Below are 12,702 nucleotides of genomic sequence, written 5' to 3' on the forward strand. Positions count from 1 at the left end.
TTAAAATTGAAGACTTAAACCAACAGTAAATGTTCTTGGTCTAGGGTATTGGAAAAAGAATATATTCTGTCCCCATTGATTCCCTTCCCATGATGAAGATTCAGGATCATAACCTTTAAAATCCTTAGAGTGAATCAAAAATGCATTTTGAACATTTGCATAAACTCTTAGTTTATTGAATCCCTTATTCTTTGCAATTAAATCGTTAAAGGTATAACCAAGAGAAATCAAATTACCTCTGATGTAAGATCCATCTGTAACCCATTGAGAATCCACTTCACTATTTTGACCTGAATAAGGTCCGTTACGAATTTGCTGAACCATGGTATTTTGATTATCCTCAGTCCAAGCATCATATAAAACATCGCTTAACCCACTGGCAAAACCTGTTCTGTCCTGTGTTGAATGGAAGAACTGTTGTAGAATATCTACACCTGCAACAAACTGCACATCCAATGTCAAATCAAAGTTTTTATAATAAAAATTGTTTATAAAGCTTCCGGTCCATTTCGGAAGACCGTTTCCAATGATCTTTCTTTCAGCACTTCTTTTGGCTTCACCTGGAATAGCACCTACCTCTGCTGCCTCTGCTGCCTCATCAGTACCCCAAGTACCTAATCTTTCAAATCCCCAGAATGAACTTAAAGGCTCGCCAACTCTCAATATGGTCTGAGAACCTGACACCCAATAAGGACCTGGGAAAATATCTTCATCATTTTCTCCAAGTTTTTCAATTCTATTTTTATTGTAGGAGAAATTTAGATTTGACTCCCAGCTGAAATCATTGGTTGTGATTGGAAATGCTTTTACCAAAACCTCTACACCTCTGTTTGACACAGATCCTATATTATCCCTTACGGCTGCAAAACCAGAAGATGATGGAACTGGTCTATCCAACAACAGGTCATTGGTAATCTTATAATAATAATCAAAACTAAATACCAAAGCTCTGTTTAAGACAGCCAAGTCAAAGCCAACATCAAACTGATTTGTTTTTTCCCATTCCAAATCTGGGTTTGGAAGTCGGTTTACATAACTTATTGGAGCTCTTGTTCCATTCAGCAAAGTGGTCCCAGCTGAAATAGTTCCTAAGGATTGGTAAGTTGGAATCTCTGTATTTCCTGTTACACCGAAACTAGATCTTATTTTTAATTCATCAATGGAATTTGCCAAGCCTTGCATAAACGGCTCGTTTGAAAGAACGTAACCTACCCCTACAGAAGGGAAAACACCATATTTATTATTATCGCCAAATCGGGAAGAACCATCTACTCTACCAGTGAAAGTTACTAGGTACTTGTCTTTGAAATTATAGTTACCTCTTAAGAAATAAGAGTTCATGCTCCATTCATCATATCCTGAATTGGGAGTACCGGGTTGACTTGCAGCCTGGATTCTGTTGAAGGTGAAAGTATCATCAGAAAAGCCTCTTGCACTCACATTAAAGAATTCAGAGGTTCTTTTTTGCCAACTCAAACCAGCCATTGCATTGATTGAATGGTCGCCAAACTCCTTTGTATAGGTTAAGTAGTTTTCTTGTTGCCAATATAAACTTCTATTATTTGCTAAGTAAGCATAACCATTTGGAGAAGAAATATTGATTAAATCCGTAGGGCTGTAAATCTGCTCGTTATAGTCATTCTTATCAAAACCAATTTGAGAACGTAGATCTAAACCCGGAAGGATATGGAATGTGGTATAAAAGTTCCCAAATAATTTGGTTCTCTTTCTTAACCTATCTTGAGTTTTTAGTACATGAACTGGGTTTGGAATTGCCTCTAAACCATATGGGTCTGACACCATGCTGGAATTACTATAAGTCCCATCTGGAAATTGTACAGGAAAAATAGCTGGCATCTCGATCATGGATCTCCTTGGCATTTGATGGCCTCCGCTTTCCTCAAATACATTTTCATTGGTGGTATTTGCCAATAAATTAATCCCTATAGACAACCATTCTTTAGGTTGAGCGTCAAACGCAAATTTACCATTGATCCGCTTTAGGTAATTATTCAACATAATCCCTTCCATATCTGCATAATTAAGAAAGGCTCCAAAAGATGATTTCTCAGCTTTTGATTGAAAGGATAATTGATGGTTATGTGAAATAGCAGTTCTAGTTGCTTCTTCTTGCCAATCTGTATCGTATAATGGGTTACCATTCGCATCAAAAAGATTGGGATCGTTTTTGGTAAATGCAGGAATTGGTGAGTTGGGTCTGTATTTGCTATGGTTAGCAAACCCACGCTCCAAAACTTCCATAAATTCTTCTGCATTCAGAACGTCTAATTTTTTCGGAAGTACGCCAATACTAAAAAAACCATCATACCCCACGCTAGTGCCCAAGGTTTTAGCTCCTCTTTTGGTACTAACCATAATCACACCATTAGCTCCTCTTGCACCATAAATTGCCGTTGAAGATGCATCCTTAAGCACCTCCATACTTTCAATATCGTTTGGATTTAGAAACTCAATATTTTCCATCACAACCCCATCAACCACATAAAGCGGCTGAGAAGATGAATTAATGGTACCCAAACCCCGAATTAACACTCTTGGGCTTGATGAAGGAGATCCAGAGTTCAAGAAAACATTAACTCCAGCTACTTTACCTTTAAGGCCTTGTAAAGCATTGTTGATAGGAGCTTTTAGAAGTTCCTCACTTCCAACTACTCCCACTGAACCGGTAAGATCTGATTTTTTAACTGTACCATAACCAACCACAATTACTTCATCAAGAGATGTTTCATCTGGAGTCATCGTAAGATTAAAGGTTCTTCTATCTCCAACAGGCAACTCAATCGTTTGCATGCCTATAAAACTAAAAATCAATACTGACTCTTCGGAATTTACCGTAAGTGTGAATTTTCCATCTAAATCTGTTACGACACCATTGGATGTCCCTTTTTCAATTACAGATACTCCAGGAAGTGGAGAATTGGTGTCATCTAAGATAACTCCAGAAACCGTTTCTTGAACTTTTTCTTGAATGGAAACTGGCTTCTCTAGATTAGAGCTATTTCCTTTCCTAACATGGATGTTATTATTTACTTGTTTGAACTGCAAACCAGTTTGAACAGATAATTCAACAAGAACATCATAAACTGATTTATTAGATTGAATTGAAACTACCGGTATATTTTTCAACTCTTTATTGGTGTAAACAAAGTTGAAACCGGATTCAGATTCAATAGTTGAAAACGCTTGCACAATAGATAAATTGGCAAGGTTTAAATTGATCTGTACTTCGTCTATTTTTTTTATCTGTGCATTGCCATTATTGGCGAAGAGCAGACTCATAGACAAGCATTGAATTAAGAAAATATAGAATATTCTTTTGGACATAGCCAATGCATGTAAGAGTATGACTTTTTTCATAACTTTACTACGTGTTTATACTGTGAAGAATAGTGTAATCATTTGGTGCTGAAAGAGACTAACAATTACTTTCAGACCGTTTCAAGCTGGAGGTGTTGGCGCACCTTCAGCCCTTGTACTTAGAAAAGTGAGTTTTTATCCATAGGCTTTAATATTGGGTTAAATTTAAATTGACAGTTTTCCCCTCAATGGAATAGCTGTACTTGGTCGAATAGCTAATTCCCTCAAGGATATTTTTTAAGGATTCATCTTTAAACTTGCCAGTGATATAAACATCCTCAGGCATTTTTCCAGTGATTTTGAATTCCACCCCATACCATTTTTCAAGAGAATGAATAGTCTCCTTGAAAGGTGTGTTCTTAAAAATCAGGGTCTTATTCATCCAGGCCAAGGTAGTTTCCAGATCAAATCGGTCCTTTTGCCATAACTTGTTGTCAAGACTCGCCAAAATCCCCTCTCCCGGAATTAACTTTTCACTTAAACCTACCACTTCCTCGTTGAACACTAATACGGCGCCTTCTATCAATGAAATGGAAATGGGGGATTCAGGATAGGCTTGAATATTAAATTCTGTCCCTAGTGCTTGGGTGCTTACCGGACCGGTCTTGACTATGAAGGGTCTTAGGGTATCTTTTGCAACATCAAAATATGCTTCTCCTTCCAAGACAATTTCTCTAACCTTCCCATTAAATGGTTTTGCGTAGGTTACTTTACTTTTGGAGTTTAAAGTCACGATCGTTCCGTCGGGTAATGAAATACTGGATTTCACTCCCGCAAGTGCTTCAATTGTCTCGTATTCTACAGGCGGTATTGCTTTTTCTTGTTGAAGCTGATAAAAATTAAACCATAAAATTAGAGAAAGAACTGCTACAGATGCTGCGGAAAAAACAAGTGTCATTTTTAACTTTTCCCTCCTTTTGGACTCCAATTTTTCTTTATGATGCTGAATGGCTGACCAACTATCCAAAGACACTACCTTTGTTTCTTTCTTTATTGCTTCCTGACGGTCAATCTTGGAATTTATTTGATTCCAAAGTGAATCCTGCTGGACTTCATCCAGATGGAATTCCTTTTTAGAAAGATTAATAATGATTTTTCTGGCTTTTTCAATTTCTTCGACCTTGTTTTTATTTAATCTTAAAAATTCCTCCCAGTAGAGTTTGGATTCCAGGTCATTGGCCAACACCCATTTCCGAAACTCAGGGTCTAAAACAAAATCTTCTGTTCTGTATTCTGATTTACTCATAAATTCCGCGTTCATATAGATAAGTGCGGACTTGCTAAAAGTTATCCTTCGAAATTGAACTTTTTTTCAACTATTCTTAAATAAAAAATATTCTATAAATGATAATTCGATTTTAAAAATAATATTCGGTCAAAACGATTTTTTTAAACTCGAAATAGCCTTCCAAGCAAGGGTATAAACCGACTTTAAATTAATATTCATTTGTTTGGAGGTTTGTTCATAACTAAGCTGCTCAAAAAATAGGTAATTAATTACCTCTTTCTGTCTCATGGGAAGTCCAACCAATGCATTAGAAAGTTTAGCCCTTAAATCTTCATCCCTCTTCATCTTAATCAACTGATTCTCTGGGCTATCTAACACATAATCCATCTGCTCTAAATGCCCCTCAAAGATTGCCTTGCGTTTTGCTTCGTCTTTTGCCAATGAATAAATCTTATTCGATAAGCATTTAAAAAGGTAGAGTTTTACGTTATCCGTGCTTTGGAGATTGGCGTGGTATTTCCAAAGATCAATAAAGATCTCTTGAATAAAATCTCTCACCTGATCAGGATCTGGTAATAGGGAACATCCAAAATTAAATAGATCATTGATGTGTTTTCTGTAAATAAATTCCAAAGCGGGCCTTTCCCCTTCTTTCAACTTATTCCAGCAATTCAACTCATCAATTGTATCTTGACTAGATGCAAGACTTTTCATCAATCTGGTTTTCTTGGGTTTAATTTAAAACTTCAATTTTTTAAAAAAATAATTAAACAGCAAAATAATGTTTGATCAGAACCTGCTTTTACAATTTTGTATCAAGAAAAATAATACAAGAAAAAAGCATATTTAATTGGCTAATCAATGCAATAATAAAATTTGCTATCGTATTTCACCAAAAATGAATTCAATTATACTTAATCATTAATAAATTTGAATTTATATGATTGGAAAATATAAGGTTTCAAGCCTACTAAAGTATTAATTCACAAATAGATAGGTCTTCTGAAATTCTACCTCTGAATCGTTTCTCCAAGACCATTGCTTTACCTCTGGAGACACAGGGTTTGGAGTAAATTAACTCCCAAGGAGTACCCGTCCGTGTAAATCGCTCCCTCCCTTGATTATGACGCTCCAAACGCTTCGTTAAGTCCGAGGTTTGACCCTCATAGTATTTACCAAGCTTAGTTGAAAAAAGGATATAGACTTTAAACTCCATTACTCAAAAAAAAAACAGTTCCGAAGAACTGCTCTATGATTGTCGGGGTGGCGGGATTTGAACCCACGACCCCACGCCCCCCAGACGTGTACGCTAACCGGACTGCGCCACACCCCGAAACAGGCCCGAATTTACAAGTTTAGATGATTTTATAAAGCAGGATTTCAAAAAAATATAGCTAAAAACTTACTTATCAGAAAAAATCCCATGAAAAGCGGACGTTCCACATTTTTCACAAACAGTTGCTTTTGGATTTAAATCCAATGCCTTCCGCATAGCTTCTTTGCCATTATTATAAGGACCTAAATATTCTCTTTCATGCAAATCCGGAATAAATTCACATTCACGATCATGTATTTCAAATTCACCTTCTGAATTTGGGCTTGAGGCTAAGTAAAAGAATTTCATATCAGAAAATTTAATTTTCTAAAATTACTACTCTCAATACTTTCAAAAAATACCCAGTATTGGGTATTTTTCAACTAAAAACCTGCTAAATAGCACTAAATACTTAGAAGATTTATAGTCTTCCTAATTTAATCCAATTAATCCTCCCAAAAACGCTCCAGAAGCATGCCCCATTCTTTTTCCAATGAAATAGATGGTCTGGATTCTCCTGCTCTTCTATACCAATAATCTGCATTCCATTGGTCCCCCTCCTTTCTATGTAAATAAGCGTGAACCCTTGCAGCGGACTTTCCTGGCAATTGATCTACTAAATCATGTGCGGCTTGCCAATCTCCCTTCATGTCAAAATATAAGGCTTTCAACTCGGCTGAAAAGTGCTCTTTAGGTGACGTTAAAGCCAAAAATTGCTCAATATCTAGTTGATTCATGATGATGATATAATCGTTCTACCTCAAATCAAGCCCATTTTTGCGACAAAAGCTTTATTCTTCCGTGATTTTTTTGTGATAACCTGAACCCAACTTTGATTATCACAAAACCAATAATACCATGAAAAAAATCATGATCCTTTTTTACTTCACTTTTCTGGGCCTAGTCGCTTGTTCAGACGATCCTGAGCCTACTATCATTGACCCGACTTTACCCCAAGGCTCCTTTAATGTCCTAAGGATGGGGGATTTTATGGATCAAAACGGTGCTGGATCAACTGGATCTGCCTCCCTTGGCGTAGACTCAGAAGGCCATCAATTCCTTCAATTCGGAAGTAGTTTCAATACTGCTTTAGCAACAGGAACTGTTACCGTATTTCTTTCTACCTCGGATACATTTATGGCAGATCCTGGAAATGGAAATCCTGATTTATTGGCGATGGGAGTAGTCAGAAATGCAGGAACTAATTACTTCTTGATCCCCTCTGGAGTCTCCACAGATAAGTACACCCATGTTATTCTATGGTGTGGATCAGTTGGAATTCCTTTTGGTAATGCTCCGCTTAATTAATTATCATGTTGAAACCGTCAAGTAATTGGATTGGTAAGTCAGGTCATCTCGGGGCATTTTTCCTCGGGTTGATTTGCTTACTAATCTCAAATGAAGGATTCACTCAAAGTGGATGGACAAAAGGAAAAAAAGAAGGCTTTTATCAGCTTAGCTATCAATCCTTGGTTTCCCGTGATTATTATACATTGGGTGGGGAGAAACTTGAAACCAATCAATTTTCGCAACAATCCTTGGTTTTATATGGTGAGTATGGGGTAACGGATCAATTTACCATCATTGCGAATTGGCCATTACAAACTTGGAATGGTTTCGAAACTACGGAAACCGTAAGTGGATTGGGAGATATAAAAGTGGAATTGAAACATGCCCTACTCAAAAAATACCTCCCCTTAAGTATTTCCATAACACCTGAGATCCCCATAGGAAGAGCGAATCATATCGCAAAAAGTAAGGTTAATGATTTTGAAGAAATCAACCTTCCCTCAGGAGACGGAGAGTTCAATGTATGGGGTACTTTGGCAAGTTCATTTGCACTACCTAACACACCTTTATACGGAAGTCTATTTGGTACCTATAATTATCGAACCCACTATAATGACATTCAATTTTCTGACCAGGTAGGGTTTGGCGCAGAATTAGGCTACCAAATTGCCGGGATTGTATGGGTGAATGCTAAAATCAATGCGCTAAAGTCTATCAAAGAAGTAACTACTGTCTCTGATTTTGTTCGAGGTGATGGCACCGAATTCACCAGCTATAGTTTTGGTGCAAGCGTTCCAGTCTTCCGTGATATTCACCTTACCCTAAACTACCGAAACTTTAACGACTGGATCTTTTCCAGAAAAAACCTGTACTCCTCGGGAGTCCTGGGTTTCGGACTTTATTACCATGTAAAACCCAAACAACAATGAATCCTATACTGACTATCCAAGATTACAACGAACCAAAATCGAGTACATGTTCAGATTTTAAAATCTTTAGAAAGGGAGATCTCATTTTCCGTCAAGGAGCGCTTTCCGAAGGCTTTTATCTTCTTAAAAAAGGGGCTGTTAAACTTCAGCAACTACTTCCGAACGGATCTCAAACCATTCTGAGAATTGTTTTGCCTGGAGATTTTTTTGGAGATGGGGCCCCCAACCAAGAAACCACCAATCTCACTTCAGCCTGGGTCATGGAAGAAGACACTCTTGTTCAAAAATTACCTGTCCAAAATTTCTCTTTATCAGAATTAAACCAGGAACTCACTTGTCAGCTATTGGAGCTCAATAAACGAATGGGAATCCGCCACGCTAGGTTTCTAGTTTCAGAAGCCGAAGATCGTATCAAATACTCCTTATATGATTTAGCGATAAAAAAAGGAAGGAGATTCGGGGATGAAACCCTACTTAAGATCAATTTAACACATGAAGAGATCGCTTTTCTGGCAGACACCAGTAGACAAATGGTCTCCAAAACACTTTCCCATTTGAAAAGAAGCGGTTTGATCAACTACAGCAGAAATCGATTTTTATTTAGAAATATTCAAGCATTTAAACCCACAACAGTATGAGACTCCTTCAACACGTCCTATTCTATATCCTAATCCTTTCTTTCTATTCTTGCTCCTCCACTTCAGAGGAAATGGACCCCATCCTTCCCGGTCCAGAAAATAAAGTGAAAGTCAAAGGGAAAGTAGAATCAATCAAAGGTGGAAGCCTTATGGCCCAAAGCGGTACAAATACCAAGGGAAGCATCGATCTGGTTTTCGATGAAGCGGGCAATTATTTTCTGCACTTAGGGGAAGATTTTATGTCAGAATTTTATACCGGCACCGTTACGGTTTACTTGTCAACAAGCAAGCAGCTCAGCCTATCAGAATCAGGAACTTTCCAATTGGTCAGTGTGGTCAATGAATCCGGAGAACACTTCTTTCCCCTTCCAAGTTTACCTGAGTCTAAATTTAATTATGGAATTATTTGGTGTGGAGCTGCAGGAATACCTTTTGGATATGGGGATTTAAATTAGGCCTCTGCAGGAAGATCAAAACCAAATTCAGTGTAGGAGACAGAATCAGAGGCAATCTCTATTTCTGCTCCATGCACTTCCAATATTCTTTTTACGATGGCCAATCCCAATCCAGAGCCCTCAACCCCTTTTCTCTCCTTATCAATCATGTAATACCGGTCAAAAATCGAGTCTAGGTCTTTTTGTGGAATTCCTGAACCTGAATTTCTTATTTTGATACTTACTCCTCCCTCAGACTCGCAGGCATCAATTAAAATCTCCCCTTTTTCTGGAGTATATTTTACGGCATTGTCCAACAAATTCTGAATCACCCGATCCATCAAGTACAGGTCTGCCTTGACAAGCGGCAAGTTTTGACATATTTGGGTTTTGATTTTGATATCCTTGGACTGAGCGAGTAGCTCATATTTTAAAGAAGAGTCATATAATAGCTCCTGAATTTTCATCCGCTCCAATTTCAATGTCATCTGGCCTGATTCTAGTTTGGACAAGTCAAATAAATCAGAAACCAACTGAGAAAGTTTATCGGTAGAGGCTCCGATTATTTTCAGGTATTTTTCTCTTTCTTCCGATGAAATGCTTTCTCCTTTAATCTGTAAAGTCTCAATGTACCCATTGATGATTGCCAAAGGATTCCTCAAATCATGAGATACGTTCGCAATCAGTTCTCTCCTTAAACTATCTACTTTTTCCAACTCTTCAATATTTCCCAAGATGGTATCTGCCATATGATTAAAGGTCTCTCCCAATACAGCTAATTCTGAATCAGTTTTAGCTTTTGGCACACGGGCATGTAGATTCCCGTCTTTGAACTGTTCCACCGTATAAACAATTTTCCTCAAGTGTCTGGTCAATAATCCAAATAATACCAATCCAATCAACAGGGCAACTACCATGGTAATCAATATGGACTCGAACGTCAATTGCATCCAATAACTGCCCAATAAGCTTGCTGCAATTGTCTCATATTTTTCACTTGCCAATGTAATGTATACATAACCCAACAGCTTCCCTTCCTCATAAACTGCAGTTGCTGAAAACACGGATTTTTCACCTGGATTCCTTGGATCGTCTCCCATCACAAATTCCTCTCCTTTGGTTGAAATGAATTCCTTCACTGGGTTTATATCCACTTTTTTCAATTTTACCAGCTTATCCAACACGACAAATGATAGAATTTCACCGGTGGGATCCAGTAGATATACTTCAATTCCAGGATTTACTGCCATCATAGAATGCATAATCGTTCCCAAAGCCTCCTTATTCACTTGACCATCTTGAAAAGGATTCACCTCCTCAATCATATAATCCGCAACCGAAGCATTTAACCGCTGTGTGGTTTCTTGAAAATACCGTTGGGCAGTATTCGCGGTAATCAACACATAAGAACAACCTACGATCAGTAGTACGAGGGCAAAACTTAATGAAATCCTCCAGAATAAACTTTTCATAGCAGTTGATTATAAATCATCATTAAAACGGTATCCTACACCCCATGTGGTCAATATGAAATGTGGGTTATTGGGGTCTTGTTCAATTTTAGCACGAAGCCTGTTAATATGAGCATTCACGGTATGTTCGTATCCTGAAAAATCGTATCCCCAAATCAATTCCAACAACTCTCCCCTACTGTAACTTCGTCCAGGGCTTTTGGCCATTAACACCAAGAGATCAAACTCTTTCGGAGTCAGTTCCATTCTTTTTTCATCAAGCATGACTTTCCTCTTTTTCTCATCGATTTCAAGTGAATCAAATTTCAAGGTGGTCGTGTCTTTCATTGCAGCCAAGGCAAATTGATCCTGCCTTCTCATGATGGCCTTAACTCTTGCTATAAACTCCCGGATTTTAAAGGGCTTGGTAATGTAGTCGTCTGCGCCAGACTCCAATCCAATCACCTTATCAATCTCTTCAGATTTAGCCGTAATCATTAAAATAGGAGTAAAATTATCCAGGGCTCGCAAACGCTGACAAATAGAAATACCATCCATTTCTGGCAACATGATATCCAAAATTATTAAGTCGAAAGATTGGGTGTTTGCCAGTTCAAAACCTTGTCGACCATGATTGCAGATTTGAATTTGACACCCCAAATCAAGTAGGTGAATTTGGATCAGTTGGCTGATATTAGGATCGTCCTCGACTACTAATACTTGTTTCATTTTCAAATAATTGAACTTGAAATTAAATTTTAATCATCACGAAACTATCACGAATATAAAATTTCAGTTCCCTTGACATGAAGGGAAGCCAAAGGCAATCAGCATAACTGTACCCTATTCGGCTTCTAATATTGCAAAGGCTCAAAAAAGATAGAGGCGATTAAAAAAGAAAGGATTGAGATGATAAATCCAAACATGAAAATATTATAGCTTTTTCTAAGCAATTTATATTTCACGGCCAGCACTTTCCCTAAAAAATAGATGTCTCTAATCATGGAATCATATAAGAAAGATCCATCCTCAATCATTGCATGCATCCCCGACGTATACTCCTGAAGACTCATTTCATAGAAATTCCCAAAGTACAGCAGGTTGCTTTCTTTTTTTCCGATACTCTCTTCTGAAACGCTCCCATGGGTAACTTTTGGCCTGGTAGCCAAAATGGCAAACACCATTGCTCCCAAACAGGTAGAAATCAACAAAATGGCTGGAATGGTATAGTTAGGAAATTCCTCTAGTTTTCGGATTAAAACCGTGACAACGATGGAAATGATGATCGAATTGACCGAGATCATGATGTTGGCCTTGTTATCGGCAATGGATGAAAGTTCCATGTGATTTTTGGAAGTGACACGAAACATGGTCTCTACTCCACGGTCTGATTTTTTATTCTTTCCTTTTTTCTTCCCCTTTTTTTTTGCGAGCAACTCAGCGTCTTCTATTTTCTCTTCCAATATCAATTTGTTTTTTTCCTTACCTGGTTGAAAATGGTTAATAGCATACTCAGAATGATAATGATGGGACTCCATAAAATCCCGAGTGCCTTTTAGCCATTCTTCCAAAGGGATTTTCTTCCCCAATGCACTTTCTTTTTCCTTTCTCAATAAAAGTGTCTGCTCATAAAATAAATCTGAACTCAAATGGTATAAATCTGAATCACATATGATCGATTCAAATAAATCTTTGGGCTTTTGGGGAACTTTAGTGGCTAAAATGGCTGATTTAATCCGCTGGACTCTTTCATCAGGAAGACCTAACTCAGTCAGGCAATTCTGGGCAAGATCTGCCCCTTGCTGTTCATGCCCCTCAGCCACTCCATCCCAGTAGCCAACATCATGTAACCAGCCAGCATAAAATAGATCTTCTAGGTCCTGATCAGAAAGTTGATAGTACTTCCCAATCTCATTTACTTTTTCTACTATTAATAAGGTGTGGTCTAGGTTATGATAGCAAACCTCAGGCATTTGACGGTTAGCAAACATTTCCCGCATCCAGGATTCGAATTTTTTCAATTGGTTATCCACTGTTAT

At 37.8% G+C, this 12,702-nt stretch carries 13 protein-coding genes and 1 tRNA gene; 4 read left to right on the top strand and 10 right to left on the bottom strand.

What is annotated here, in order from left to right; genetic code table 11:
* The 7 genes from BUR11_RS11280 to BUR11_RS11310 all read right to left on the bottom strand — a co-directional run bounded on the left by BUR11_RS11280 (position 1) and on the right by BUR11_RS11310 (position 6,658).
* On the bottom strand, positions 1-3,378 hold the full coding sequence (locus BUR11_RS11280) for a SusC/RagA family TonB-linked outer membrane protein (protein ID WP_074224912.1): 3,378 nt from the start codon (positions 3,376-3,378) through the stop codon (positions 1-3).
* Positions 3,379-3,526: 148 nt separating this feature from the next.
* Entirely contained in the window at positions 3,527-4,624 is a 1,098-nt protein-coding gene (locus tag BUR11_RS11285; protein WP_159439221.1) for a FecR family protein, read from the bottom strand.
* Positions 4,625-4,753: 129 nt separating this feature from the next.
* Positions 4,754-5,320, bottom strand: coding sequence for an RNA polymerase sigma factor (locus tag BUR11_RS11290; protein ID WP_074224914.1), 567 nt, complete (start codon positions 5,318-5,320; stop codon positions 4,754-4,756).
* Positions 5,321-5,576: 256 nt separating this feature from the next.
* Positions 5,577-5,822, bottom strand: a complete 246-nt coding sequence (locus BUR11_RS11295; RefSeq protein WP_074224915.1) for a GIY-YIG nuclease family protein — start codon at positions 5,820-5,822, stop codon at positions 5,577-5,579.
* 42 nt (positions 5,823-5,864) lie between these two features.
* Positions 5,865-5,939, bottom strand: a tRNA-Pro gene (locus BUR11_RS11300).
* Positions 5,940-6,008: 69 nt separating this feature from the next.
* Positions 6,009-6,230 (bottom strand): hypothetical protein, encoded by a 222-nt coding sequence (locus tag BUR11_RS11305; protein WP_074224916.1) that lies wholly within the window; start codon positions 6,228-6,230, stop codon positions 6,009-6,011.
* Between the two features lie 137 nt (positions 6,231-6,367).
* A complete protein-coding gene (locus BUR11_RS11310) occupies positions 6,368-6,658 on the bottom strand; it encodes a hypothetical protein (protein ID WP_074224917.1) in 291 nt (96 codons plus the stop codon).
* Between the two features lie 121 nt (positions 6,659-6,779).
* On the opposite strand from BUR11_RS11310, the gene BUR11_RS11315 reads away from it, so the two are divergent.
* The 4 genes from BUR11_RS11315 to BUR11_RS11330 are packed head-to-tail and all read left to right on the top strand — an operon-like array spanning position 6,780 to position 9,233.
* Entirely contained in the window at positions 6,780-7,229 is a 450-nt protein-coding gene (locus BUR11_RS11315) for a DM13 domain-containing protein (protein ID WP_074224918.1), read from the top strand.
* Between the two features lie 5 nt (positions 7,230-7,234).
* Positions 7,235-8,140 (top strand): hypothetical protein, encoded by a 906-nt coding sequence (locus BUR11_RS11320; protein ID WP_074224919.1) that lies wholly within the window; start codon positions 7,235-7,237, stop codon positions 8,138-8,140.
* A complete protein-coding gene (locus BUR11_RS11325; RefSeq protein WP_074224920.1) occupies positions 8,137-8,778 on the top strand; it encodes a Crp/Fnr family transcriptional regulator in 642 nt (213 codons plus the stop codon). The genes BUR11_RS11320 and BUR11_RS11325 overlap by 4 nt, the downstream gene beginning before the upstream one ends.
* Positions 8,775-9,233, top strand: coding sequence for a hypothetical protein (locus BUR11_RS11330; RefSeq protein ID WP_074224921.1), 459 nt, complete (start codon positions 8,775-8,777; stop codon positions 9,231-9,233). The genes BUR11_RS11325 and BUR11_RS11330 overlap by 4 nt, the downstream gene beginning before the upstream one ends.
* On the opposite strand, the gene BUR11_RS11335 is transcribed toward BUR11_RS11330, so the two are convergent.
* The 3 genes from BUR11_RS11335 to BUR11_RS11345 all read right to left on the bottom strand — a co-directional run bounded on the left by BUR11_RS11335 (position 9,230) and on the right by BUR11_RS11345 (position 12,684).
* The gene (locus BUR11_RS11335; protein ID WP_074224922.1) at positions 9,230-10,684 is read right to left on the bottom strand and encodes a HAMP domain-containing sensor histidine kinase; all 1,455 of its coding nucleotides are present in this window, start codon (positions 10,682-10,684) and stop codon (positions 9,230-9,232) included. The genes BUR11_RS11330 and BUR11_RS11335 overlap by 4 nt on opposite strands.
* 9 nt (positions 10,685-10,693) lie before the next feature.
* Positions 10,694-11,392 carry a response regulator transcription factor gene (locus BUR11_RS11340; protein WP_234982147.1) on the bottom strand — a complete coding sequence of 233 codons (699 nt, stop codon included), beginning with the start codon at positions 11,390-11,392 and terminating at the stop codon, positions 10,694-10,696.
* 125 nt (positions 11,393-11,517) lie between these two features.
* Entirely contained in the window at positions 11,518-12,684 is a 1,167-nt protein-coding gene (locus tag BUR11_RS11345) for a Pycsar system effector family protein (RefSeq protein ID WP_234982148.1), read from the bottom strand.
* Positions 12,685-12,702 lie beyond the last annotated feature (18 nt).

The organism is Algoriphagus halophilus (assembly GCF_900129785.1).
GTDB lineage: Bacteria > Bacteroidota > Bacteroidia > Cytophagales > Cyclobacteriaceae > Algoriphagus > Algoriphagus halophilus.

Excerpts from the sequence above, each read along its gene's own strand:
- BUR11_RS11315 (WP_074224918.1), top strand. The coding sequence starts at position 6,780 with ATGAAAAAAATCATGATCCTTTTTTACTTCACTTTTCTGGGCCTAGTC.
- BUR11_RS11310 (WP_074224917.1), bottom strand. The coding sequence starts at position 6,658 with ATGAATCAACTAGATATTGAGCAATTTTTGGCTTTAACGTCACCTAAA.
- BUR11_RS11320 (WP_074224919.1), top strand. The coding sequence starts at position 7,235 with ATGTTGAAACCGTCAAGTAATTGGATTGGTAAGTCAGGTCATCTCGGG.
- BUR11_RS11325 (WP_074224920.1), top strand. The coding sequence starts at position 8,137 with ATGAATCCTATACTGACTATCCAAGATTACAACGAACCAAAATCGAGT.
- BUR11_RS11295 (WP_074224915.1), bottom strand. The coding sequence starts at position 5,822 with ATGGAGTTTAAAGTCTATATCCTTTTTTCAACTAAGCTTGGTAAATAC.
- BUR11_RS11280 (WP_074224912.1), bottom strand. The coding sequence starts at position 3,378 with ATGAAAAAAGTCATACTCTTACATGCATTGGCTATGTCCAAAAGAATA.
- BUR11_RS11285 (WP_159439221.1), bottom strand. The coding sequence starts at position 4,624 with ATGAGTAAATCAGAATACAGAACAGAAGATTTTGTTTTAGACCCTGAG.
- BUR11_RS11290 (WP_074224914.1), bottom strand. The coding sequence starts at position 5,320 with ATGAAAAGTCTTGCATCTAGTCAAGATACAATTGATGAGTTGAATTGC.
- BUR11_RS11335 (WP_074224922.1), bottom strand. The coding sequence starts at position 10,684 with ATGAAAAGTTTATTCTGGAGGATTTCATTAAGTTTTGCCCTCGTACTA.
- BUR11_RS11330 (WP_074224921.1), top strand. The coding sequence starts at position 8,775 with ATGAGACTCCTTCAACACGTCCTATTCTATATCCTAATCCTTTCTTTC.
- BUR11_RS11305 (WP_074224916.1), bottom strand. The coding sequence starts at position 6,230 with ATGAAATTCTTTTACTTAGCCTCAAGCCCAAATTCAGAAGGTGAATTT.
- BUR11_RS11340 (WP_234982147.1), bottom strand. The coding sequence starts at position 11,392 with ATGAAACAAGTATTAGTAGTCGAGGACGATCCTAATATCAGCCAACTG.